This window comes from Shinella sp., assembly GCF_052438155.1.
Taxonomy (GTDB): Bacteria; Pseudomonadota; Alphaproteobacteria; order Rhizobiales; family Rhizobiaceae; genus Shinella.
Window position 1 is genome coordinate 1 of record NZ_JBQVPI010000015.1, and the last position, 20,668, is coordinate 20,668.

The 20,668-nt window shown below is 65.8% G+C and carries 28 protein-coding genes; 2 read left to right on the forward strand and 26 right to left on the reverse strand.

Annotated features, from left to right (window positions below; genetic code table 11):
* The 25 genes from trbL to ACT6VE_RS22980 all read right to left on the reverse strand — a co-directional run.
* Nucleotides 1-914 (reverse strand): P-type conjugative transfer protein TrbL (gene trbL, locus ACT6VE_RS22860; protein WP_444800718.1); only part of this gene is annotated, 914 nt, incomplete at its 3' end.
* Nucleotides 915-918: 4 nt separating this feature from the next.
* Nucleotides 919-1,308, reverse strand: coding sequence for a putative entry exclusion protein TrbK-alt (gene trbK-alt, locus ACT6VE_RS22865; protein ID WP_052819660.1), 390 nt, complete (start codon nt 1,306-1,308; stop codon nt 919-921).
* A 10-nt stretch (nt 1,309-1,318) separates the two neighbouring features.
* Nucleotides 1,319-2,089 carry a P-type conjugative transfer protein TrbJ gene (gene trbJ, locus ACT6VE_RS22870; protein WP_052819659.1) on the reverse strand — a complete coding sequence of 257 codons (771 nt, stop codon included), beginning with the start codon at nt 2,087-2,089 and terminating at the stop codon, nt 1,319-1,321.
* Nucleotides 2,086-4,542 (reverse strand): conjugal transfer protein TrbE, encoded by a 2,457-nt coding sequence (trbE, locus tag ACT6VE_RS22875; protein WP_052819658.1) that lies wholly within the window; start codon nt 4,540-4,542, stop codon nt 2,086-2,088. The genes trbJ and trbE overlap by 4 nt, the downstream gene beginning before the upstream one ends.
* 12 nt (nt 4,543-4,554) lie before the next feature.
* Nucleotides 4,555-4,836 (reverse strand): VirB3 family type IV secretion system protein, encoded by a 282-nt coding sequence (locus ACT6VE_RS22880; RefSeq protein ID WP_018429603.1) that lies wholly within the window; start codon nt 4,834-4,836, stop codon nt 4,555-4,557.
* On the reverse strand, nt 4,836-5,168 hold the full coding sequence (locus tag ACT6VE_RS22885; protein ID WP_052819657.1) for a TrbC/VirB2 family protein: 333 nt from the start codon (nt 5,166-5,168) through the stop codon (nt 4,836-4,838). The genes ACT6VE_RS22880 and ACT6VE_RS22885 overlap by 1 nt, the downstream gene beginning before the upstream one ends.
* Entirely contained in the window at nt 5,165-6,100 is a 936-nt protein-coding gene (gene trbB / locus ACT6VE_RS22890; RefSeq protein ID WP_082178887.1) for a P-type conjugative transfer ATPase TrbB, read from the reverse strand. Before trbB ends, ACT6VE_RS22885 begins: the two co-directional genes overlap by 4 nt.
* A gap of 217 nt (nt 6,101-6,317) precedes the next feature.
* A complete protein-coding gene (locus tag ACT6VE_RS22895; protein ID WP_052819655.1) occupies nt 6,318-6,752 on the reverse strand; it encodes a hypothetical protein in 435 nt (144 codons plus the stop codon).
* 8 nt (nt 6,753-6,760) lie between these two features.
* Entirely contained in the window at nt 6,761-8,746 is a 1,986-nt protein-coding gene (locus tag ACT6VE_RS22900) for a conjugal transfer protein TraG (protein WP_052819654.1), read from the reverse strand.
* 25 nt (nt 8,747-8,771) lie between these two features.
* A complete protein-coding gene (locus tag ACT6VE_RS22905) occupies nt 8,772-10,511 on the reverse strand; it encodes a relaxase/mobilization nuclease domain-containing protein (RefSeq protein WP_052819653.1) in 1,740 nt (579 codons plus the stop codon).
* Between the two features lie 244 nt (nt 10,512-10,755).
* A complete protein-coding gene (locus ACT6VE_RS22910; protein ID WP_052819652.1) occupies nt 10,756-11,517 on the reverse strand; it encodes a lytic transglycosylase domain-containing protein in 762 nt (253 codons plus the stop codon).
* A 3-nt stretch (nt 11,518-11,520) separates the two neighbouring features.
* The gene (locus tag ACT6VE_RS22915) at nt 11,521-11,868 is read right to left on the reverse strand and encodes a DUF736 domain-containing protein (RefSeq protein WP_052819651.1); all 348 of its coding nucleotides are present in this window, start codon (nt 11,866-11,868) and stop codon (nt 11,521-11,523) included.
* 46 nt (nt 11,869-11,914) lie between these two features.
* Nucleotides 11,915-12,460, reverse strand: a complete 546-nt coding sequence (locus ACT6VE_RS22920) for a S26 family signal peptidase (protein WP_052819650.1) — start codon at nt 12,458-12,460, stop codon at nt 11,915-11,917.
* Nucleotides 12,457-12,975, reverse strand: a complete 519-nt coding sequence (locus ACT6VE_RS22925; protein WP_052819649.1) for a DUF2840 domain-containing protein — start codon at nt 12,973-12,975, stop codon at nt 12,457-12,459. The genes ACT6VE_RS22920 and ACT6VE_RS22925 overlap by 4 nt, the downstream gene beginning before the upstream one ends.
* Nucleotides 12,972-13,226 carry a hypothetical protein gene (locus tag ACT6VE_RS22930; protein WP_052819648.1) on the reverse strand — a complete coding sequence of 85 codons (255 nt, stop codon included), beginning with the start codon at nt 13,224-13,226 and terminating at the stop codon, nt 12,972-12,974. Before ACT6VE_RS22930 ends, ACT6VE_RS22925 begins: the two co-directional genes overlap by 4 nt.
* Nucleotides 13,223-13,861, reverse strand: a complete 639-nt coding sequence (gene parA / locus ACT6VE_RS22935) for a ParA family partition ATPase (RefSeq protein ID WP_052819647.1) — start codon at nt 13,859-13,861, stop codon at nt 13,223-13,225. The genes ACT6VE_RS22930 and parA overlap by 4 nt, the downstream gene beginning before the upstream one ends.
* Before the next feature lie 208 nt (nt 13,862-14,069).
* The gene (locus ACT6VE_RS22940) at nt 14,070-14,957 is read right to left on the reverse strand and encodes a replication initiator protein A (protein WP_052819646.1); all 888 of its coding nucleotides are present in this window, start codon (nt 14,955-14,957) and stop codon (nt 14,070-14,072) included.
* A gap of 11 nt (nt 14,958-14,968) precedes the next feature.
* Nucleotides 14,969-15,250, reverse strand: a complete 282-nt coding sequence (locus ACT6VE_RS22945; protein ID WP_052819645.1) for a helix-turn-helix transcriptional regulator — start codon at nt 15,248-15,250, stop codon at nt 14,969-14,971.
* 138 nt (nt 15,251-15,388) lie between these two features.
* Entirely contained in the window at nt 15,389-15,883 is a 495-nt protein-coding gene (locus tag ACT6VE_RS22950; protein WP_052819644.1) for a DUF2285 domain-containing protein, read from the reverse strand.
* Nucleotides 15,858-16,148, reverse strand: coding sequence for a transcriptional regulator domain-containing protein (locus tag ACT6VE_RS22955; protein WP_350640215.1), 291 nt, complete (start codon nt 16,146-16,148; stop codon nt 15,858-15,860). The genes ACT6VE_RS22950 and ACT6VE_RS22955 overlap by 26 nt, the downstream gene beginning before the upstream one ends.
* Nucleotides 16,149-16,267: 119 nt before the next feature.
* A complete protein-coding gene (locus ACT6VE_RS22960) occupies nt 16,268-16,531 on the reverse strand; it encodes a DNA -binding domain-containing protein (RefSeq protein ID WP_108609713.1) in 264 nt (87 codons plus the stop codon).
* Between the two features lie 126 nt (nt 16,532-16,657).
* Entirely contained in the window at nt 16,658-16,900 is a 243-nt protein-coding gene (locus ACT6VE_RS22965) for a helix-turn-helix domain-containing protein (RefSeq protein WP_026227536.1), read from the reverse strand.
* Between the two features lie 189 nt (nt 16,901-17,089).
* Nucleotides 17,090-17,419 carry a DUF736 domain-containing protein gene (locus tag ACT6VE_RS22970; protein WP_018429585.1) on the reverse strand — a complete coding sequence of 110 codons (330 nt, stop codon included), beginning with the start codon at nt 17,417-17,419 and terminating at the stop codon, nt 17,090-17,092.
* A 580-nt stretch (nt 17,420-17,999) separates the two neighbouring features.
* Nucleotides 18,000-18,440, reverse strand: coding sequence for a hypothetical protein (locus tag ACT6VE_RS22975; protein ID WP_052819643.1), 441 nt, complete (start codon nt 18,438-18,440; stop codon nt 18,000-18,002).
* 144 nt (nt 18,441-18,584) lie between these two features.
* Nucleotides 18,585-18,752, reverse strand: a complete 168-nt coding sequence (locus ACT6VE_RS22980; protein ID WP_197283329.1) for a hypothetical protein — start codon at nt 18,750-18,752, stop codon at nt 18,585-18,587.
* Nucleotides 18,753-18,820: 68 nt separating this feature from the next.
* Between ACT6VE_RS22980 and ACT6VE_RS22985 the strand changes: the two genes are divergently transcribed.
* Entirely contained in the window at nt 18,821-19,105 is a 285-nt protein-coding gene (locus ACT6VE_RS22985) for a hypothetical protein (protein ID WP_066115908.1), read from the forward strand.
* The gene (locus ACT6VE_RS22990; protein WP_444800719.1) at nt 19,089-19,649 is read left to right on the forward strand and encodes a flavin reductase family protein; all 561 of its coding nucleotides are present in this window, start codon (nt 19,089-19,091) and stop codon (nt 19,647-19,649) included. The genes ACT6VE_RS22985 and ACT6VE_RS22990 overlap by 17 nt, the downstream gene beginning before the upstream one ends.
* A gap of 10 nt (nt 19,650-19,659) precedes the next feature.
* Here ACT6VE_RS22990 and ACT6VE_RS22995 read toward each other — a convergent pair whose 3' ends face one another.
* Nucleotides 19,660-20,595, reverse strand: a complete 936-nt coding sequence (locus ACT6VE_RS22995; RefSeq protein ID WP_052819641.1) for a DUF2493 domain-containing protein — start codon at nt 20,593-20,595, stop codon at nt 19,660-19,662.
* Nucleotides 20,596-20,668 lie beyond the last annotated feature (73 nt).

Below are 20,668 nucleotides of genomic sequence, written 5' to 3' on the forward strand. Positions count from 1 at the left end.
CCGCCAGCCAAGGCCGCTCCCCCGGATGCAGCGGCGCCGACGGCGCCAGCACCGAGGGCCACCATGCCGCCTGCGGCCAAGCCGGTGCCGACCGCAGCGCCGGCGCTGAGCTGCGGGCCACCGGAAACGATGCCGCTGGCGATACCGGGACCGAAGATGCCGAGGCCGAGCAGCGACAGCGCGGCGAGCACGATCGCCATGGCTTCATCGATCGAGGGATTCTGGCCACCGAAGCCGGACGTAAACTCGGAGAAGAGCGTCGAGCCGATGCCGATGATGACGGCCAGCACCAGCACCTTGATGCCGGAGGAGATGACGTTGCCGAGCACGCGTTCGGCCATGAAGGCCGACTTGCCGAACAGGCCGAACGGGATCAGCACGAAGCCGGCGAGCGTCGTCAGCTTGAACTCGATGAGCGTGACGAAGAGCTGGATGGCGAGGATGAAAAAAGCGAGCAGCACCAGCGCCCAGGCCAGGAACATGCAGGCGATCTGGATGAAGTTCTCGAAGAACGACCAGTAGCCCATGAGGCTGGAGATGGAATCGAGCAGCGGCCGTCCGGCGTCGAGCCCGGTCTGAGCGACCTTGCCAGGGCGCAAGAGGTCGGCCGTGGTGAACCCGGTGCCGCTAGCCTTCAGGCCGAGGCCGGCGAAGCTCTCGAAAATGATCCGGGCGAGGTTGTTCCAATTACCGATGATGTAGGCGAACACGCCGACGAACAGCGTCTTCTTCACCAGGCGGGCCATGATGTCGTCGTCGGCGCCCCAGCTCCAGAACAGCGCCGCCAGCGTCACGTCGATGACGATCAGGGTGGTGGCGATGAAGGCGACTTCGCCGCTGAGTAGCCCGAATCCGCTGTCGATGTAGCGGGTGAAGACCTCAAGAAAATGGTCAATGACGCCGGTGCCGCCCATGATCTTATCTCGCCTCGTCGAACTGCGGCGGCGCGATCGGTGCGGCGGGCTCGAAGGCCGGCTGATCGGTGCGGTCCGATTGGGGTATGAGAGTGTTTCGCGGCGCTGGCGGGATGTCCGGCAAGCGCTCGGTAGGTCGCGCGCCGGGCGCGAGGAAGCGGTTGCGGTTTTCGGCCCAGGCCCGCAGGCACGCCGGATCGCGCGGCCCCGCTTCGCCGAGCACCTGGCAGCGGATCAGTTCGTCGCGCAACGGATCGCCCTGCGCTTGGGTGGTCCGGCCGGACGGCCACGCCTCCCGCACTTCCTCTTTCCGGTTCATCTCGATCGCGGTCGCAGTGATCGCGACGGCCACGAACACCACAGCGCCGAGCCGTGCGAGCATCTTGCCGTCCATGGCCGCGCCCTCAGTTGCCGTTCGGGAACATGCGGGCGTTGCCGGGCTGGTAGCCGCTGCCCGGCGTCAGGAATCGGCGGCGCTGCTCGCGACCCTGTTCGGCCGCGGCGGCGCGCTCGGCCTCGGACAGGCTCTGTGCGCGACCATTGGCGGCGACAACCGCGGTAAGGTCGGCGAGCTGCTGGGTTTGAAGCGCCAGGAGCTGATTGCCCGCTTGCGTTGCCTGCAAAGCGCCGGTTGCGCCCTGACTCTGGCCGACCAGTGACGACATCTCGGCACGGTTGGTATCGATGTTGCCGACGACGCCAGCCTGAACGCGCATCGCATCCTGCAGGCCGCCAACCGTGTTCTGCCAGCGCTCCCGCGCCTGCGCCACGAGCGCTTGGTCGGAGGCCGACATCGAGGCGTTGCCGTAGGTCGATGTGAAGGCCTGGTCGATGCGTTGGACGTCATAGGCGATGCCCTGCGCCTGTTGCAGGAGCTGTTGGGTGCGCTGTACCGACTGCTGAAGCTGCTGGAGCGATGAATATGGCAGGCTCGCCAGATTGCGGGCCTGGTTGATCAGCATGGTGGCTTCATTCTGAAGCTGGGTGATCTGCTGATTGACCTGCTGGAGCGTGCGCGCCGCCGTCAGGACGTTCTGCGCATAGTTTGTTGGATCGTAGACGATCCACTGCGCGGCCGCGGGCGGCGCGAAGACTGGCGACAGCGCGATCGGCGCGGCAAGCATTGCGGCCGTCATGCGCAGCGCGCGCGAGCGGGAGCGAACGGAACGGGTCATGGGCGTGCCTCCGGATCAATTTGGGGGGTGACGTTGGTAAGGTCTGCGATGAGGTCTGCGGCCCAACCGAGCCGGTTCTCGCCGAGCCAGTCGGCGAGGAAGCCGTCTGTGCCACTGCGGGCGTGAACCTCGGCGATGAGCGCCTGGTGCTGCTTCGACGACGCGGCGCAAAGCGCCAGCGCGACGTCCGACAGGCCCAGTTCGAACAGCCGGTTGCCGCGCCGCGACTGGCAGTAGTAATCGCGTTTGGGCATTGCCCGCGCGAGGATCTCGATCTGGCGATCGTTCAGCCCGAAGCGGCGATAGATCGCGGTGATCTGCGGCTCGATCGCGCGTTCGTTGGGGAGCAGGATGCGCGTCTGGCAGCTCTCGATGATGGCCGGCGCGATCGCTGAGGCGTCGATATCGGAGAGCGATTGGGTGGCGAAGATGACGCTGGCGTTCTTCTTGCGCAGTGTCTTCAGCCATTCGCGGAGCTGACCGGCGAAGCCCTCATCGTCGAGGGCGAGCCATCCTTCGTCGACGATGAGGAGCGTCGGCCGACCGTCGAGGCGGTCCTCGATGCGATGGAAGAGATAGGCAAGCACAGCGGCAGCCGCGCCGGTGCCGATCAGGCCTTCGGTCTCGAAGGCCTGGACGTTGGCTTCGCCGAGATGTTCGGCCTCGGCGTCGAGCAGTCGACCATAGGGACCGCCCACGCAGTATGGCCGCAACGCCTGCTTCAGGTCGTTCGACTGGAGGAGGACCGAGAGGCCTGTCAGTGTGCGCTCGGTGATCGGCGCTGAGGCCAAGGACGTCAGCGATGACCAGAGATGCTCCTTGACCTCGGGCGTAACGGGCACGCTCTCACGCCCAAGGATCGCGAGCAGCCAGTCCGCGGCCCAGGCGCGCTCGGCGACGTCGTCGATGCGGGCGAGCGGCTGAAGGGACACGCTGTCGTCGGCGCCTTCGGTCAGGCCGCCGCCGAGATCATGCCAGTCGCCGCGCATGGCGAGCGCGGCGGCGCGGATCGATCCGCCGAAGTCGAAGGCGAAAACCTGAGACTGCGGATAGCGCCGGAACTGCAGCGCCATGAGCGCTAGGAGAACTGACTTGCCAGCGCCGGTCGGGCCGACGATCAGCGTATGGCCGACATCGCCGACATGGATGGAAAGCCGGAACGGGGTCGAGCCCTCGGTTCTGCCGTAGAGCAGTGGGGGTGCATCGAAGTGCTCGTCCCGTTCCGGTCCCGCCCACACCGCCGACAGCGGGATCATGTGAGCGAGATTCAATGTGCTGATGGGAGGTTGGCGGACATTGGCGTAGACATGGCCGGGCAGTGAGCCGAACCACGCATCAACCGCGTTGATCGTCTCCGGCATGGCGGTGAAGTCACGGCCCTGGATGACCTTCTCGACCAACCGAAGCTTCTCTGCGGCGATGCGGGGGTCATTGTCCCAGACGGTGATAGTCGCCGTCACATAGGCCTGGCCCGCATAGTCAGCGCCCAGCTCCTGCAACGCCATGTCGGCGTCGGCGGCCTTGTTGGCCGCATCGGTATCGACCAGCGCAGAGGCCTCGTTGGTCATCACCTCCTTGAGGATGGCGGCGATCGACTTGCGCTTGGCGAACCACTGACGCCTGATCTTCGTCAGCAGCTTGGTGGCGTCGGTCTTGTCGAGCAGGACGGCGCGTGTTGACCAGCGATAGGGAAAGGCCAGCCGGTTCAGCTCATCGAGGATGCCGGGCGTGGTCGCGGTCGGGAAGCCGACAATGGTGAGGATGCGGACATGTGCGTTGCCGAGCCGGGGTTCGAGCCCGCCGGTCAACGGCTGATCGGCGAGCAGCGCGTCGAGATACATCGGCGTCTCGGGCACGCGGACGCGGTGCCGCTTCGTCGAAACCGTCGAGTGCAGATAGGTCAGGGTCTCGCCGTCATCGAGCCAGGCGCATTCCGGCATGAAGGCGTCGATGAGCTGGAGGATGCGGTCGGTGCGGTCAGCGAAGCCGCGCAGGATCTCGTGGGCGTCGACGCCCGCGTGATCGCGGCCCTCGTAGAGCCAGGTCTCAGCGCGCGCGGCGTCCTCGGCCGGCGGCAGATAGAGGAAGGTGAGGAAGTAGCTGGACTCAAAATGCGCGCCGGCTTCCTCGAAATCGGCTTTGCGTTCGGCGTCGACCAGGGCGGAGGCGCTGTCGGCGAACATGCTTGCCGGATAGGTGGCGGCGCCATGGCGCTGCGCCTCGACGAAGATCGCCCAACCAGAGCCGAGGCGGCGAAACGCGTTGTTGAGCCGGCCGGCGACGGCGACCAGCTCGGCCGGTACGGCGCTGTCGAGGTCCGGGCCGCGGAAGCGTGCCGTGCGCTGCAGGCTCCCGTCCTTGTTCAGCACGATCCCTTCGCCGACCAGCGCGACCCAGGGCAGGAAGTCAGCGAGCCGGGTATTGCGGTTGCGATATTCGGCAAGGTTCATCATCGTCGTTCCTCCTCAAACCGACAGGTGGCCGGGGATGCGCAGATGCTTGCGCACGACATCGACGAACTGCGGATCGCGCTTGGCTGCCCAGACGGCCGCGAAGTGGCCGAGAGCCCAGAGGCCGAGACCGACCAGCCAGAGGCGCAGGCCGAGGCCGAGCGCTGCCGCCAGCGTGCCGTTGAGGATGGCGAGCGAGCGCGGCGCGCCGCCGAGCAGGATGTGCTCGGTCAGCGCCCGATGGACCGGGACTGAGAAGCCTGCCAGCTCGCCATGATGATCCGCGCCGTTGGCCATCAGACGAGCGCCCCGCCGCCGAACGAGAAGAACGACAGGAAGAAGCTGGACGCGGCGAAGGCGATCGACAGGCCGAAGACGATCTGGATCAGCTTGCGGGCACCGCCGGAAGTGTCGCCGAAGGCCAGCGTCAGGCCGGTGATGATGATGATCATCACCGCGATGATCTTGGCGACCGGCCCCTCGATCGACTCGAGGATGGATTGCAGCGGTGCTTCCCAGGGCATGGAGGAACCGGACGCGTGCGCGGCGGGCGCCATCGCCAGCGAGACGAAGGCGACGGACACCGCCGTAGCGATATGCCGGCGGATGCGCCGGGCGTGCTTAATCATGACGGGTCTCCTGTAAGGGGCTGGGTTGCGGGGGTGACGCGGTAGTCGCCGCCGGGGCCGAGCCCCTCGATGCGGGCGAGTTCGGCGAGGTGGCGCGATGCGCCACGGCCGGACAGCACGGCGATGAGATCAATCGTCTCCGCGATCAGCGCGCGCGGGACGGTGACGACTGCTTCCTGGATTAGCTGCTCCATGCGACGAAGCGCGCCGATGGCGGTGCCGGCGTGGATGGTGCCGACTCCACCGGGGTGGCCGGTGCCCCAGGCTTTCAGCAGATCGAGCGCCTCGGCCCCGCGCACCTCGCCGATCGGGATGCGGTCTGGGCGGAGGCGAAGCGAAGAGCGGACGAGATCGGAAAGTGAGGCGATGCCATCCTTCGTCCGCATGGCGACAAGATTGGGCGCGGCGCATTGCAGTTCGCGCGTGTCCTCGATGAGCACGACGCGGTCGGAGGTCTTCGCGACTTCGGCCAGCAGCGCGTTGGTGAGGGTCGTCTTGCCGGTGGATGTGCCGCCGGCAACGAGGATGTTACGGCGGTCGGCGACGGCCTGGCGCAGCGTCTCGGCCTGACCTGCGGCCATGATGCCGGCGGCGACATAATCGTCGAGAGTGAACACGGCGACAGCGGGCTTGCGGATTGCGAAGGCTGGCGCTGACACCACGGGGGGCAGCAGCCCCTCGAATCTTTCCCCCGTCTCGGGAAGCTCGGCCGACACACGCGGGGCTCCGGGATGAACCTCGGCGCCGACATGATGGGCGACGAGACGGATGATCCGCTCGCCGTCTGAAGGCGACAGCAGCTCACCCGTATCGGAAAGCCCTTCGGAAAGCCGGTCGACCCAGAGCCGCCCATCGGGATTGAGCATCACCTCGACGATCGCGGGATCTTCCAGAAAGCGGGCGATCGCCGGCCCGAGGGCCGTGCGCAGCATGCGGGCACCGCGAAGGAGCGCTTCCGATTTCTGTTGAGTTGCCGCCACGTCGTCCCCGTTCTCTTGCGGGACCGCGACATGCGGCCCTGGATCGGGGATGAGTAGAAGAGGCAGAAATTAGGGCCTGACAACAACCGTGCTGTGGTCGTCGTACTGTGGCGTACAAATACAGGGAAACGGCGGAACGCAGGAATACTTGTGGTAGGCGCGGTCGTGATTAGTCCGTGTCGCGCGCGGGCGCGATGTCTTCCGAAATCTCCTGGCGAAGCTTCGGCCCGTGAGCGAGTCGCCGGCCGAGGGCGGTGACGAACGCCTCGTAGCGCTCGCCTGCTTTCGAGCGCGCCGCAGCCTGTGCGGGCTCCGGCAGCGGCGGGTTTGTCGTCAGCCAGAAGCGGATGAACACGGCCAGCGTTTCGACGCTGATTCCGAGATCGCGCTCCATCCGCGCCATTCGCCGGTCGATCTGGTCGAGCCGCTTCGTCGTCGCAGCCTCCTGCCGTTCGGCAGCATCAGGCGACAGGAAGGAGGCGATGCCGGCTTCCGCGATCAGCGAGAGGGATTGATCACGACGGCCCGCGTGCGCGGCGAGCGCCTTCATGACCTCCGGTTCGAGATATACAGACAGGCGCTGCTTTTTGGGGGGCTTCGCCATTGTGCCTCCTAAAGATCGATGCCGTCGCCGGGATCAAGCGACGCCTGCCGCGCCACCTGGCGCATCGTCTGGTTCATGCGCGAGAGACGTGCGGCGTCCTCATCGGCGTCGTCGCGAGGATCGATCTCGAACTCGTTTTCGATGGGTTGCTTAGGCTCAACGGGTTTTGAGCGACTTAGCTCCGGCTGGTGCCGGCGCTCGGAGTCGGTCGTATCCTCGTCCTCCGATCCGTCGCCGCTGGTGGCCATCGCGACCGCAGGCGTCGCGGGAAGTGGCAGCGTGCTCCAGTCGTCCGGCCGAGCCGTTGCCGGTTTCACGAGGTTCGGCGGTGGCAGGATGCGTTCCTGAAACCGGCGATCCTCATAGTATCGCGCCTTCTTCGCGCGGATCGGCGGGGTGCCGGCGACCATGACGATTTCGTCGGACGGCGGGAGCTGCATGATCTCGCCGGGCGTCATCAGTTGCCGGGCTGTCTCCGAGCGCGAGACCATCATGTGACCGAGCCAGGGCGACAGGCGATGACCGGCATAGTTCTTCATCGCGCGCATCTCGGTCGCGGTGCCGAGCGCGTCGGAGACACGCTTGGCGGTCCGCTCGTCATTGGTCGCGAAGCTGACGCGGACATGGCAGTTGTCGAGGATCGAGTTGTTCGGCCCGTAGGCCTTCTCGATCTGGTTCAGCGACTGGGCGATGAGGAAGGCTTTGAGGCCGTAGCCGGCCATGAAGGCAAGCGCGCTCTCAAAGAAGTCGAGGCGGCCGAGGGCCGGGAATTCGTCGAGCATCAGGAGAAGCCGGTGGCGGTTGCCCTTCGCGTTCAGATCCTCCGTGAGCCGCCGGCCGATCTGATTGAGGATCAGACGGATCAGCGGCTTGGTGCGGTTGATGTCCGACGGCGGCACGACGAGATAGAGCGTCGTCGGATGCTTGCCGCCGACTATGTCGGTGATGCGCCAGTCGCAGCGGCGTGTGACTTCGGCGACGACGGGATCGCGATAGAGGCCGAGGAACGACATCGCGGTGGACAGCACGCCCGATCGCTCGTTGTCGGATTTGTTCAGCAACTCGCGGGCCGCGCTAGCGATTACCGGATGCGGGCCAGCCTCGCCGAGATGGGCGGTCCTCATCATGGCGGCGAGCGTCGAGTCGATCGGCCGCTTCGGGTCGGAGAGGAAGGCGGCGACGCCAGCCAGGGTCTTGTCGGCCTCGGCGTAGAGGACGTGCAGGATGGCGCCGACCAGCAGCGCGTGGCTGGTTTTTTCCCAGTGGTTCCTTTTCTCGAGCGAGCCTTCCGGGTCGACCAAAATGTCGGCGATGTTCTGGACGTCTCTAACCTCCCACTCGCCGCGGCGGACTTCGAGCAGAGGATTGTAGGCGGCCGACTTCGCGTTGGTAGGATCGAACAGCAGCACGCGGCCGTGCCGGGATCGAAAGCCTGCCGTCAGCGTCCAGTTCTCCCCCTTGATGTCGTGGACGATGGCGGAACCCGGCCAGGTCAGCAGTGATGGCACGACCAGGCCGACACCCTTGCCGGACCGGGTTGGCGCAAAGCACAGCACATGCTCGGGACCGTCATGGCGGAGATAGTCGCGCTCGAACTTTCCCAGGATGACGCCATCCGCGCCCAGCAGGCCGGCGGCACTCACTTCGCGAGCAGCGGCCCATCGGGCGGAGCCGAAGGTCTCGGCGTTCTTGGCTTCGCGCGCCCGCCAGACGGACATGCCGATCGCGACGGCGATGGAGATGAAGCCGCCGGACGCGGCGATATAGGCGCCCTCGATGAAGATCGGTGGGGCATAGGCATCGTAGAAATACCACCACCAGAAGAAGGCGGGCGGATAGTAGATCGGCCAGCCAGCCAGTTCGAACCACGGAAGTCCGAGCTGTGGCTGGAAGCCGAGCCGATAGGCCGTCCACTGCGTCGCTGCCCAGGTCGTCATGAGCACGATCAGGAAGACGGTGAGGATCTGGCCCCAGAGGATTTTGGTCGCCGACATGGCGGGCACTCCTTTCTTGATTGGGCTACATGCCGAGCCCGCGGTTGCGGCCGAAGCTCCAGTCGACGCCACCCGCGCCGCGCGACACGCCGGAGACGTGCTGGCCGATCTGACGTTCGAGGGACGGCGACCAGGGCACGAGCTGGAAGCCGAGGCCGTCGTCGATCATGGCGAAGCGGCCAGACGCGAGCGCAAAGCGCTGGCGATAGGTCCCCGCCACATACTCGCCCGTTGCGGCCTTCGAGAATTGTCGGCCGGTCTCGGCGGCGAGCTTCTCGCCGAGGGCGTCGACCTCGCGCTGCCGTAGCGTGTCGATCAGCCCGGGCGAGAAGCTGACGCCGCGCGTCTGCCGCTCGGCAAGGCCTTGGCCGACGAGATGGTCGGCCCGCCTGTCCATCGCCTGGCGAACCTCAGCGCCGAAGCCGCCGCCGCCGAGCGGAACGGGATCGCGGGCGATCGCTTGCCGGTCGAGCCAGGTGGCGCCGGTGGCATGGACTTGCCTCTCGATGTCGAGATCGGAGCGGACGGCGAGCGCGACCCGTCTGCGTCCCTGCGCGTCGTCGAATTTGCGCAGCTCGACGATCGAGCCCGGCGCGCTATCGCCGGCCGCGTCGAGGTCGGGCAACTTGATGTGATGGGTTCGTCCGTCCGTGGCATCGACGATGGCATAGGCCGTGCCCTTCAGCTCATCGTCGAGACCACGATCGACCAGCCGGCCGACGACGGGATCGTTGAGGCTCTCGCCGGCCAGCACGTAGCTGGCGGCGCCGCGCTCGATACCGCGTTCCGTCAGGCCGCGATGAATGCGTTTGATGATGTCGCCACGCTCGCCCAGCTCGCGCAGCGTCGCCTCGGCGTTCTCCGATACGACCCATTGGCCGGGACCGACCTGATCGGCGAGGCCAAGCGTTTCCAGCTTCCGCAGCCGGCCGACCTTCATCGCATGGAATTCGTCCGGCTGGCGGTCGGGGTGCGGGGCAAGATCGACGACGCCGGTGCGGTAGCTGTCCCGCGCAAGCTGGCGGTCGAGGTTGGTCCAGCGCTCCGACTCGATCTGGCGTTCGAGATTGCGGCGGATCTCGTGATCGGTGCGCGGCCCCAGCTCTTGGGTGACGAGATCCTGCGCGCGAGCGCGCATGCCTTCCTTGATGTAGTCGCGCGAGATGACGAGGTCCTGGCCGTCATCGGTGCGCCCGCGCAGGATGATGTGGACGTGCGGATTATCCGTGTTCCAGTGATCGACACCGACCCAGTCGAGCTTCGTGCCGAGGTCTTTCTCCATCTGCCCCATCAGGTCGCGGGCATAGGTCTTGAGGTCGGACATCTCCGTCGCGTCCTCGGGCGAGACGATGAACCGGAAATGATGCCGATCATCCTGGGTCCGCTCGGCGAAGGCCTTGGGATCGGCGTCCTCGGTCTCGGGACCGAACAGCCGCGCCTTCTCCCCATCCCGGGTGACACCCTCGCGCCGCAGGTAGCTGAGGTGGGCGGAAAGCGGCGCGGCCCGCGCGCTATGACGGACGACGCGCGTCTTGATGATGGTGTTGCGCGATCGGCTGGTGAGTAGCCGGTTGGCCTGAACGGTCGCGCGCTGCCCGCGCCCGAACCGCGAGCGGTTGCCCGAGCTGATCTTGCCGGAGCGCGAGACGCTGCCGCCGGCCCGCTGGGCGGCGGCGAGCGCCTGGGCGATGAAGGGCCGCGCCTGCTGCGCTCGGGTCGAGCGGATGCGGCCTGGCCGGATGCGGAAATCGTCCTCGCCGCTCATCGCCGAGGCCCCGCACATCGCGCAAACGCGCGAAAATCCTTGGCGAAATGGCAATTGCGCAGGCTGCGCCGATCAGGCGCACCTCGCGCAGATGCGCCATAAGCCCCTGAAAACACACGACCGCACCAAGCCGCACCTCGCGCGCTTTTATCTCGCCATCGTGCGGTTGTGTTGCCTGCTCCTCCTCCTCGGACCGCCATCCTTCCGCCAGAGCACGCTATTCCACGAAATGCTGCGAACACCGTCATCGCGGCCCTCCATCGCCGTTTCTAGCCACGAAGAGGCCTCCGGATTGTGGAGCGATGGCTGTGGCATCGCGCACCGGAGTTGCAGCGGGAGTGTCATTGGAAGTGCGATCGCCGGCCGTCGGAACAGCGGTGGCGGTGCGCTCGGACTGCACGATGAACAGCGGCGAGCGTGTCCAGGCGTTGGGATCGGCCGCCGCGACCGTGACGGGAGCAAGGGCATCTCCGCCGCCGATAATAGGTGCCAGCGCGGCGACATAGGCGCGCGTTTCGGCGGGCAACGGACGGCCGGCGAGATACTCTTCGTAGCGGCCGGGACCAGCATTGTAGGCTGCGAGAAATCCCGGCGAACCATAGCGGTCGTGCATCTCGCGGAGATAAGCCGCGCCCGCCAGAATGTTGTCGCGTGGATCGTAGGGATTCGCGCCGAGCCGGTGACGGGCGCGCAGATCGGTCCATGTGGCGGGCATGATCTGCATCAGTCCCATCGCGCCGGCTGACGAGATCGCTCGCACGTCGCCAGCGCTTTCGACGCGCATGACGGCGCGTATCCAGTGCTCGGGAACGCCGAACCGTTGCGCGGCCTCGGTGATGAATGTGGCGTAGGAATCGGCACGAGAGGGGCGCTCGGCCGACACGGTCTGCGCATTCGCGGTGGCGCAAAGCGGCGCGGAAAGCAGAAGGCCGGAAAGGAGAAGGAGGGCTGTGCGCCGGGCGGTGTTTGACCACCCGGCGACAGCTTTGGGGAGCGGGACCGACATCGTTCAGTCCCGCTCTGCGCGCTTGGGCGGCCGGTTCCAGTGCAAGCCCCAGGCGGACTTGTCGTCGGCGGATTGGAAGAGGTTGGCGCGGATCGGATGACCGAAGGTCGGATCATCGATCTGCAGCGAAACGTAGTCGCCGGCCTTCTCGCCGGTGCGCTTCCACCCTGCACCGATCTCCGCGCCGGTTTCGTTGTTCATGCTGTCGAGAACATGGACACGGAAGTCCGGCGCGTTCTCGGCATCGGACGGTTCAGCCGGAACGATGATGATGTCCTGGTGCAATGACAGCGTCATCAGGTGGCCGATGAAGCCGTCATTTTCGCGCGTGAATTGACCGATAACGGACATGGGGCGTCTCCTTCATATTGCGGTGGCTAAGGTCATGGGCGTGCCGTCACCGCGTCGGCGCGCGCCAGACGAAGCGGTCATCGCCGTCCTCGTCAGTGTAGAGGGGGGTGGCCCGGCCGATGACCGAGCTGGCGGGGAGCGGGCCGAAGTAACGCCCGTCGAGACTGTCGCGGACCTGCCAGTTCATCAGGAACAGTTCGTCGTCGGCGATGACGCGGCATCCCTGCCAGATCGGGAGTTCGCGGCCCCGCCGGTCGCGGTCGAGCGCATCGCCGATGGCCTGGCCATCGACGGTGATCGTGTGGCCGGTTCGGCACACACGTTGACCGGGCAAGCCCGCGACTCGCTTCAGCAGCGGCACGCCGCGCGGCAGATATCCGCCATCGGCAAGGAACGTGGCGATTGGCTCCGGCGCCGCTACGGCGACGAGGTCGGTTGCTTCCAATCCGTCGCTGGCGCTGATCGCATAGAGGCCGATCGGCGTGCTCGCGGAGGCATTCCAGATGAGCTTCGGCGCGAACGACACGATCGACAGGATGCCCATCAGCATCACTGCGAAGTACGTCGTCATGACGTATCCAAAGCGGCTCATGGCATGATCCTCCGGCGCAGGAGGAAGGCGCGATGCTGCTGTGCGTCGTAGGCGCGCGGTGCTTCACCGACCGCCAGACGGTTGTGGACGTGCCGCCAGTGATCGGGCGAAACGTCGATCGCACCGATGCCCCGCGCCTCGATGGCATCAATGAGCTGGAGGACGCGCTCGACCTTCGGCCAGCCATCGGCGCGCAAAAGGATGTCGCCGCCGGGGCGCACGAATGGCAGGGTCTGGCAGCGCTCGCCCGCACCGACGGCGCGCACGATGTCGAGCCGAGAAAGTGCGGTGCCGTAGTCGTTGGAGGTCCAGCGAACGAAGGCGAAAACGCTGTCCGGCGCGAACGACACGACGCGCTGGCGGCGGTCGAGAATCTGTTCGGCGGTCTCGCGACCGAACCTGATCCAGAATTCGATCTTCTTCTCGACCCACGTCAACTCGACATGGGTCAGAGCATCGGCCGCGAGCGCGGGCGGCAAGCCGCTGCGCAGCGACGGATCGGCGACACCGATCATCGTGGCTCTCCTTCGCTGGTCGGGAACTCGCGCTCGAACAGGGCGCGCAGCATGTCGGCGACGGTCTGCCCGCGCTGGAAGGCGGCGATCTTGATCCGGCCGCGCATGTCGGCGGTGACGTCGATCGTCAGCCTGGCGGTGAAATCGGCGGCGGCCTCCGCGCGCGGCGACGGACGGTCCGGCGCCTTGATCCAGCTTTCCGGATCGGCAGGGCGGGACGCGAAGCGGCGTTTCGAGGACTGCTCGCTCATGCCCCGATCCTCGTGACTTCGGCAGCGAGCGCGGCGATCTCGCGCGCGGCGGGCGATGTATCGTCCTGTTCGGCTGCGAGCCGTCCGGTCTGCACGACATCGGCGAAAGCGATGCGCTGACCGATGGTGGTCAGGAGTGGCGGCGGGTCGTGGTCGGCGAGCGTCTCGGCGGTTTCTCTGGCAAGCACCGTGCGGGCTGCGCATCGATTCAGCACGAACCGCGCCTTGAGTTCCGGCCGGTAAATCCGCGCTTCGCCGAGTAGCGTCAGCATCTCGGCCGACGCCCAGCCATCAAGCGGCGAAGGCTGCACCGGGATCAGCACAAGATCGGCGGCGAGCAGCGCCGAACGCATCAGACCGGCGACACGCGGCGGTCCGTCGATGACGACATGATCGACGTCGCGCGCCAGCTCCGGCGCTTCGCGGTGGAGCGTGTCGCGGGCCAGGCCAACAACACCGAACAGCCGCTCCAATCCCTCCCGGCCGCGCTGCTGTGACCAGTCGAGCGCCGATCCCTGTGGGTCGGCGTCGATCAGCGTGACGCGCTGCCCGTGCCGAGCCCATTCACCGGCTAGGTGGAGGGCGAGCGTCGTCTTTCCGACGCCGCCCTTCTGGTTGAGGAACGCGACGATCATGACGGTCTCCCGGCGATCGGGGACTCGTCCACAGCGGTCGAAAAACGCGTTTGCGTTAGAAAGATTCCGTAGGAATCTAGGTTAGATAAGTTACGGTGCTCGCAAGCTGCTGATTCAGCGCGATGAATCGACGATTCCGGTCCCCGATAGCACGAGAGTCCGGTCCCCGATGGCACGATAGCGCCGGTCCCTGATAGCACGAGATGATTCACAGCTTATCCCCAGGTCGAGTTGTCGAGCGGCGACGGCGGCGCGGGATGCCGAGCGCGTCGGGATCGGTGGGTACGAAGGACAGGATTTCGGGGCCGCCGAGGCACTGCTCGATGGTCAGCCGATAGCCCGGCAGCGGCTGGCGGCGGACGATGTCGCGCAGGTCGTAGGCGAAATGCTTGAGCGGCGAGAGACTGCCGGACTTCGCGTGCAGATGCGGAAAGTCGAAGCTCCAGCCGTATTCCTGCTTGCCGCCATGCTTGCGCACGAGGCGGTAGAGCCAGCGCTCCAGGCCGCCGGTCAGCCTGAAATAGTTGCGGTCGATCGTGAGGACGAGCGCATCATCGAGGACAGCCGCGTAGAACCAGTCGGGTACGATCAGTTCGAGCCCGAGCGGGCGGCCGCGGTGATCGGCTCGCTCCTTCCATTCGTTGATCCAGGAGAAGCGGTGCATCCGCCGCTCGGTCGGCTGGCGGATTGAGGTCGCTATGGTGGTGGACTGGAGGCGGTCGAGCGCGGCCTTAAGCCGGTCGTAATCGCGCAGCGAGACACCGCGTCCAATGAAGTTCAGAATCTCGTAAGGCGTGGTCGCCATCAGGCGTGACGGGCGCAGGCCGACGTCACGGGCCTCGACGATTTGCGAGGCCGCCCAGATCAGAACGTCCGCGTCCCAGATCGTCGCCATGCCGTGCTCGGGCACGGCTTCGACACGGATTTTCACCGAACCCGCCTTGAAGTCGATCGGCGTCAGGCGCTTCGACTTGGCAAGCGAGAAGAACGGATAGGCCATGAGGTCCTGCGCGTCGCGCGGCGCGAGATCGCCGGGCAGCGCCCGGAACAGATCGAGCTGCGCACGCTCGTCGTGCTGTGTGTGACGGGACGACATGGCGTGTCGTCTCAGCGCGGCTGGCGGCCGGCGAAGCGGCGATCCGACGGCTCCTGCCGCTTGGCGGGGAGCACCGTGCCGCGCGGATCAGAGGTCGAATTGACGAGGCCGCGATCGGCCCACGTCTGGAGATCCTCTATGGCGTAGACGACTCGGCCGCCGAGCTTCCTGTAAGACGGGCCGGTGCCGTAGGTGCGGTGCTTCTCCAGTGTGCGCTCGGACAGTCCGAGGAAGCGAGCGGCCTCCTGCGTGCGCAGGTAGCGTGGCGGGATGCCGGCGGTCGTATCGGCCATTGTCGAGCCTCCGTGGTCTCATCGGGGGCCGCTGCCGTCAGGCGGCGGTTCGAGAGCACGGTGGCGTGAAGGCGGTGGGTCGGACGATGTCGGAGATAGGAATCTAGTTTCGACACGCCGCAGGCGGTCGATGGCGGGCTATGATCGGCGGGGTCGGCGCAGGAGGGAGCGGTAGCCGCCTTCAACGAGTTTCACGCCGTCGCGCGCCAGCCGGATCGTGATTTCGCGCAGCGCGTCCCCGGCCCAGGAGGCGGCGTCGATTTTATGACCAGGGAACAGAACCTGCCCGATCGATCGATATGTCGCGCCGGCACGACGTCCATCGACCGCACGCAGCATTTGGCGCGCGCGCTCGCGGCGTTGCGGCGTCATTCGAGGGTCGTTCGGGACGCGCTTGCCTTTGATCGCGCTCCAGAACCGGGTCAGCGCGGTCTGTCGATCCGGTGTGAGGTCATCGAACATGACCATCGCCGCGAGCGGGTTCTCGTCCTGCGGGTCTGCGAGCGTGACGTCATACTGCTCGCCGCGGATATCGAGCCTGAGATGAGCAGGGTCGTGCTGGAATATGGTACGGAGGCGTAACTCGTCGGCAGTGATGGAAAACCCTTCAGGGCGCGGACCTGCGGCGAACATTATTGCCGACGGATCGACTTGAGGGGTCCAAAAAATCTGCTGGGCATGAGCCGCGATGAGCGGGTCGGCGCCGAAATCGCAACCCCCATAGGTTCGCAAATTCTTCGGCCGTTTCGAGTGAGAGTCGGCCGCTGGACACAAGCTCCCGATAGGCTTTCCGGTAGTCGGGGTTTCGGCGCAGAAATTCCCAGGCAAGGTCACCCGGAGTTAGATTGTCGATATAGTTGTAGGCGGTCTCAGACCGCCAACTTTCATCTTCGGACATCCTCCACCGCCTCCGCGAAATTATGACGCAACGCGAGTCAAGCAGCGGTTACGATCCCAAGTTGAGCGTGGCGTGGGAAGAACGAAGTCGGATCAACGTGATGCAGGTTCTGCATCACCTCAATGGAGGCGGGGGCCGAGAAGCTCGCAAAAGCCGTTCTCGGTCATCCATTTCGCGCGAGCGAGGTGGGCGGCATGAATTTTCGCTGCACGGTTGGGGTCCGCTGCGGGATCGAGGCCGAAGAGAAGCTCGACGACTTCCTCCCAGGTCGCACCGTCCGCCTCGGCGTCGAGCAGCCTCAGGTACAGCTTCAGATGCGCCTGGTCATAGGCGGTGAGCGCCGCGCCGAGCGGCGGTTCGTCCAGATATTCTGCGTTGGTCACAATGAGCCCCACGAGTCATTCGTATCCAATTTGGAGCAGTTTGTTAACCGTAATGATATCCCGCGCCACACCGCCGCGGTTTGACGCAAAATCAGGATGGTCGGGCGGGTTCGCCCGAAAAAGTCGTCAAGGGTTGTCCTTGTCACCAACCAGCATCACTCCCACGCTTTGGCCGGAGTTGAGCAGGACGATGCCACCGCCTTCAAAGGCTCGACGGACCTGATCGCGTGTTGATTCATACACCTCGAGCCCGCTGTCGGATTCAAGGCGCTTCAACGCGGTCAGTGATACCCGGGCCTTGTCAGCGAGCGTCTCCTGTGTCCAGCCGAGCAACGCGCGTGCGGCCCGTGATTGTCGGGCGGTGATCATGCATGATCACCTCCCACTCGGACCTACGCGTACGCCAGAACTACGGCTATAATAGTCGTTCTTACTGGAAAAGACCAGCGGTTCTGGCTTTAGCGGGCGCGATTCCGGTGTCCAGAACCAGAGGTGATTCGTTCCACCGTCAGGCGTTTGGCCCCGCCCGGATTGTCCGGGCGGGGCGTCGCGCTGGCCTTACTCGCCGTTGCGGCGGCCGCTAGGGCGGGACCAGATGAGGCTGAAGCCTTCGCCTTCCTCGTCGTCGAAGAGGTTGGCGTAGATCGGGGCATTGAAGCTGGGATCGTCGAGCTTCAGGCCCAGATAGGCGCGCCCCTCGTTGGAGGTCTTGGACCAGGCGGCGCCGATCTCGGCGCGGCCGACGAAGACGCGGTGGCTGGGGGCGTTCTCTCCGGTAGCGCGGGCCTCGGAGACGATGCGGACGTTCTTGGTCTGCAGGCTGAGGGTGACGATTTCGCCGGTGTACTCGTTGTTGCCGGTCTTCTTGAAGGTGCCGATGGTCGCCATGGTAGTTCTCCTTGAACTCTGTTCCGAGCCCGCACCATTGCGGCCTCGATGGCGATCGACAGGCCGGAGGCGATTGACGGCGCACCCCGCAGGGGCCTGACAGCAAAGGAGGGGCTTTCTTGGCTCGCGAGGAATGACGGCGCAGCCGGCAGGGGAAGAAAGTTTCGACGCCGCTGTTGCGGCATAGGCGATCGAGGCGCAGCCGACCTTCGGCCAGATCAGCCCATTGAAGAGGCCGTTTTGGAGCGGTCGACCTGACAGAGACGGCATCACAGGAGAACGCGGCGACCGCCCCGGACCGATGGACCGTGACGACGCCTGACACCGCGGTTCAAACCAGCTCCGGCGGACGCTCCGTTCCGCCGGCTCCTGCCCGTCGCCCACGCGATCGCCCCCTCTCAGCACTCGCACCGTCGTTGGGCGCGCCGTCAGGGCATTGCCCCCACCACCGTCACCGAGGGCATGGCGCGTCAGTTGGGTTAGCCGTTGATCCGATCAACGCGATTGCGAACGACCCTGCCGACGAAGAGCGCGACACGTAAGACATCAACCCACCGTCCTGCCGCCGCCGGCAACGATGTCAGGCGCGCGCGACGTTCTGCCCGGTTGGCCCGGGCGCGGCCATTGCTGTCACCCGAATCAGCGCCGTGACACCAACGGCGACTGCGCCGATGACGGAGAAGATGATCTGCCAGGTGTCGGAGGGCATGGTGTGTTTCACGATGCCATGTGTCGCATGGTAGCCGGCGAGCGCCGCAGGCGCGACGAAAGCGAGTGCGATCGCGAGCCGTATCCAGAGCGGACGGATGAAGGCGAGCAGGAACTGCCCGAGGCCGAGCGTCAGTGCGGCGGCGGCGAGGCCGACGAGGATTGCCCCGAGCCAACCGGCGCCGGTCTGGAAGGCCCAAGTCCCGGCACTGACGCCCGCGAAGAACGGAAGCGCGAAGACAGCCAGTGTGAATAGAAGCCAGCACAGGGCGCCGATCGCCACGATGCTGGAGAGGATGCCGATGAAAACCATGGTGGTGTTCTCCGTGAGATAGAGGTCTGACGGTCGCGCCTCCACCACCACCACGGCGCGTTGCCAGTATAGCCGAAGAGAAGGCGGGACGGGAGCGGAAATCCCGTAGGATTCCCGCTTGCAGTCGCGACGCCTTGCCCGCGGTCAGCGGGCGAAGGGATCGATCTCGTGAACGATGGCGGCGAGTTCGCCGTCATATTCGCCGGCCGGCATGACGCCCATGGTGCCGTCGCCGGCCTGGAAGATGACGATGGTGACCATGAGGCTGGTAGCGAGGCTGAAGGCGAAGGCGTGAGCTTGATTGAGGGACATCTGACCGGCTCCTGTCTTGGAGGCGGGAGACCATCTCCCGCGCGACAGGCGCCCGATGTGTCCGGCCGATGGCCGCGATCACCGCGCAGGCGAAGCCGGAGCGGCGGCACGCTTTGCGTAGTCCGACCCTTTACGGGTTGATGGCGTCAGGCCAGCGGCTGGACCAAGGATCAGCGCATTGGAAGCGGGGGATGGTTTTCCGCCATGACCGGGGCCACCATGGAAACGCCCGTTCAATGCTTTCGCGCCAAAGCATCGCCGCCATGCTGCCGGTCGTGATGCTGCCGACATGGCCGGGTATGATCATGCAAAGCGCAGTTGTCGAAGAGAATGCCCATGCCGAAGGTGCCTGAGAAGACCGACTTCCCCGTCAGCCAGGTGCGGCGCTATCTGGAGCCCGGTCCGATCGTGCTGGTGTCATCAAAGTGGCAGGGCGCGACCAACATCATGACGCTCGGTTGGCACACGATCCTGGAATTCTCGCCGTCTCTGGTCGGCCTGATGATCTCCGGCGGCAATCACAGCCACCACATGATCCGCGAAAGCCGGGAATGCGTGGTCAACCTGCCGACGACGGCGCTGACCGATACCGTGGTGGGGATCGGCAACACGTCGGGGGCCGAGATCGACAAGTTCGCCAAGTTCAATCTCACGCAGCAAGAGGCGAGCAAGGTCGAAGCGCCGTTGATCGGCGAATGCCATGCCAGCTTCGAATGCCGCCTTCACGACGACGCGCTGGTCGACAAGTACAATTTCTTCATCTTCGAGGTGGTGAAGGCGCATGTCGCCACGTCGCCAAAGCATCCCGAGACGCTGCATTACACCGGCGATGGCGTGTTTGTGGTGTCCGGCAAGGTCATCAGCCGCAGATCGCTGTTTCGACCCGAGATGCTGTGAGAGGCGGCGCTTACGCGCCACCTCCCTTCGGGCGGAAGTCGAACAGCGGGATGCCGAGCTTCCTCGCCTTGTCGGCGAGATTGTCCTGAATGCCGGTGCCGGGGAAGACGATGACCCCGATCGGCAGGACGTCCAGCATCTGATCGTTGCGCTTGAACGGTGCGGCCTTGGCATGTTTCGTCCAGTCGGGGGCGAAGCCGACCTGCGGCACCTTGCGGGCGTCGGCCCATTTGGCCGCGATCTTCTCGGCGCCCTTCGGCGACTTGCCGTGCAGCAGCACCATGTCGGGGTGCTTGGCGTGGACCTGATCGAGCTTGGCCCAGATCAGGTGGTGATCGTTGAAGTCGAGCCCACCGGTAAAGGCGATCTTTGCACCGGCAGGTAGTAGCACCTGATTGTCGGCGCGCTTCTTGGCGGCGAGGAAGTCGCGGCTGTCGATCATCGCCGAGGTCAGGTTGCGGTGGTTGACCATCGATCCGCTGCGCGGTCGCCAGTTCGATCCGGTGTGGCGCTCGTAGTGCTCGGCGGCCTGGTCGCGCATCAGCTCGAAGGCGTTGCGGCGTTCGATCATGGTCTGGCCCTCGGCCGTCAGGCGTTCCAGCTCGACGGCCTTCACTTCGCTGCCGTCCTGTTCGCGCTGGCCGCGGCGCTGCGCCTGCTCGTTGTCGTCCAGCTCGCGCTCGATCCGGTCGGTGGCTCGGTGGAAGACGTTGACCGTCGACCAGAGGAGATCGTCGAGGTCGGGCTCGAGGCGGGTGTCCTCCAGGGTGACGATCAGGGCGTCGAAGATATCGGCGATGGCGCCGGCGACATGGTCGCCCTCCGGAAGTGGTCGGGGATCGGGTTCATCCGTGAAGGGACGGTAGCCGTAGAGCTGGAGTTCGCTGAGGACATGGTCGGTGGGGGAAGAGGCGTGATGCGGTTCGTAGTCGTCGTGCTCGCTCATCGGGATGCTCCGTCGGTTCGACCGCGACCCTCGCGGCCTTCATGGCGACGAAAGCCGGCGGGCGGGCCGGACC

What these genes read in the sequence shown, in the direction of transcription:
- ACT6VE_RS22940 (WP_052819646.1), bottom strand. Translation starts at nt 14,957, where the DNA reads ATGTCGTCCCGTCACACACAGCACGACGAGCGTGCGCAGCTCGATCTG.
- ACT6VE_RS22910 (WP_052819652.1), bottom strand. Translation starts at nt 11,517, where the DNA reads ATGTCGGTCCCGCTCCCCAAAGCTGTCGCCGGGTGGTCAAACACCGCC.
- ACT6VE_RS22955 (WP_350640215.1), bottom strand. Translation starts at nt 16,148, where the DNA reads ATGTCCGAAGATGAAAGTTGGCGGTCTGAGACCGCCTACAACTATATC.
- ACT6VE_RS22980 (WP_197283329.1), bottom strand. Translation starts at nt 18,752, where the DNA reads ATGTCCCTCAATCAAGCTCACGCCTTCGCCTTCAGCCTCGCTACCAGC.
- parA (WP_052819647.1), bottom strand. Translation starts at nt 13,861, where the DNA reads ATGATCGTCGCGTTCCTCAACCAGAAGGGCGGCGTCGGAAAGACGACG.
- ACT6VE_RS22975 (WP_052819643.1), bottom strand. Translation starts at nt 18,440, where the DNA reads ATGGTTTTCATCGGCATCCTCTCCAGCATCGTGGCGATCGGCGCCCTG.
- ACT6VE_RS22885 (WP_052819657.1), bottom strand. Translation starts at nt 5,168, where the DNA reads ATGATTAAGCACGCCCGGCGCATCCGCCGGCATATCGCTACGGCGGTG.
- ACT6VE_RS22915 (WP_052819651.1), bottom strand. Translation starts at nt 11,868, where the DNA reads ATGTCCGTTATCGGTCAATTCACGCGCGAAAATGACGGCTTCATCGGC.
- ACT6VE_RS22990 (WP_444800719.1), top strand. Translation starts at nt 19,089, where the DNA reads ATGCCGAAGGTGCCTGAGAAGACCGACTTCCCCGTCAGCCAGGTGCGG.
- ACT6VE_RS22925 (WP_052819649.1), bottom strand. Translation starts at nt 12,975, where the DNA reads ATGATCGGTGTCGCCGATCCGTCGCTGCGCAGCGGCTTGCCGCCCGCG.
- ACT6VE_RS22895 (WP_052819655.1), bottom strand. Translation starts at nt 6,752, where the DNA reads ATGGCGAAGCCCCCCAAAAAGCAGCGCCTGTCTGTATATCTCGAACCG.
- trbJ (WP_052819659.1), bottom strand. Translation starts at nt 2,089, where the DNA reads ATGACCCGTTCCGTTCGCTCCCGCTCGCGCGCGCTGCGCATGACGGCC.
- ACT6VE_RS22945 (WP_052819645.1), bottom strand. Translation starts at nt 15,250, where the DNA reads ATGGCCGATACGACCGCCGGCATCCCGCCACGCTACCTGCGCACGCAG.
- ACT6VE_RS22880 (WP_018429603.1), bottom strand. Translation starts at nt 4,836, where the DNA reads ATGGCCAACGGCGCGGATCATCATGGCGAGCTGGCAGGCTTCTCAGTC.
- ACT6VE_RS22920 (WP_052819650.1), bottom strand. Translation starts at nt 12,460, where the DNA reads ATGAGCCGCTTTGGATACGTCATGACGACGTACTTCGCAGTGATGCTG.
- trbB (WP_082178887.1), bottom strand. Translation starts at nt 6,100, where the DNA reads ATGCTGCGCACGGCCCTCGGGCCGGCGATCGCCCGCTTTCTGGAAGAT.
- ACT6VE_RS22995 (WP_052819641.1), bottom strand. Translation starts at nt 20,595, where the DNA reads ATGAGCGAGCACGACGACTACGAACCGCATCACGCCTCTTCCCCCACC.
- trbK-alt (WP_052819660.1), bottom strand. Translation starts at nt 1,308, where the DNA reads ATGGACGGCAAGATGCTCGCACGGCTCGGCGCTGTGGTGTTCGTGGCC.
- ACT6VE_RS22950 (WP_052819644.1), bottom strand. Translation starts at nt 15,883, where the DNA reads ATGTTCGCCGCAGGTCCGCGCCCTGAAGGGTTTTCCATCACTGCCGAC.
- ACT6VE_RS22930 (WP_052819648.1), bottom strand. Translation starts at nt 13,226, where the DNA reads ATGAGCGAGCAGTCCTCGAAACGCCGCTTCGCGTCCCGCCCTGCCGAT.
- ACT6VE_RS22900 (WP_052819654.1), bottom strand. Translation starts at nt 8,746, where the DNA reads ATGTCGGCGACCAAAATCCTCTGGGGCCAGATCCTCACCGTCTTCCTG.
- ACT6VE_RS22965 (WP_026227536.1), bottom strand. Translation starts at nt 16,900, where the DNA reads ATGATCACCGCCCGACAATCACGGGCCGCACGCGCGTTGCTCGGCTGG.
- trbE (WP_052819658.1), bottom strand. Translation starts at nt 4,542, where the DNA reads ATGATGAACCTTGCCGAATATCGCAACCGCAATACCCGGCTCGCTGAC.
- ACT6VE_RS22985 (WP_066115908.1), top strand. Translation starts at nt 18,821, where the DNA reads ATGGCCGCGATCACCGCGCAGGCGAAGCCGGAGCGGCGGCACGCTTTG.
- ACT6VE_RS22970 (WP_018429585.1), bottom strand. Translation starts at nt 17,419, where the DNA reads ATGGCGACCATCGGCACCTTCAAGAAGACCGGCAACAACGAGTACACC.
- ACT6VE_RS22905 (WP_052819653.1), bottom strand. Translation starts at nt 10,511, where the DNA reads ATGAGCGGCGAGGACGATTTCCGCATCCGGCCAGGCCGCATCCGCTCG.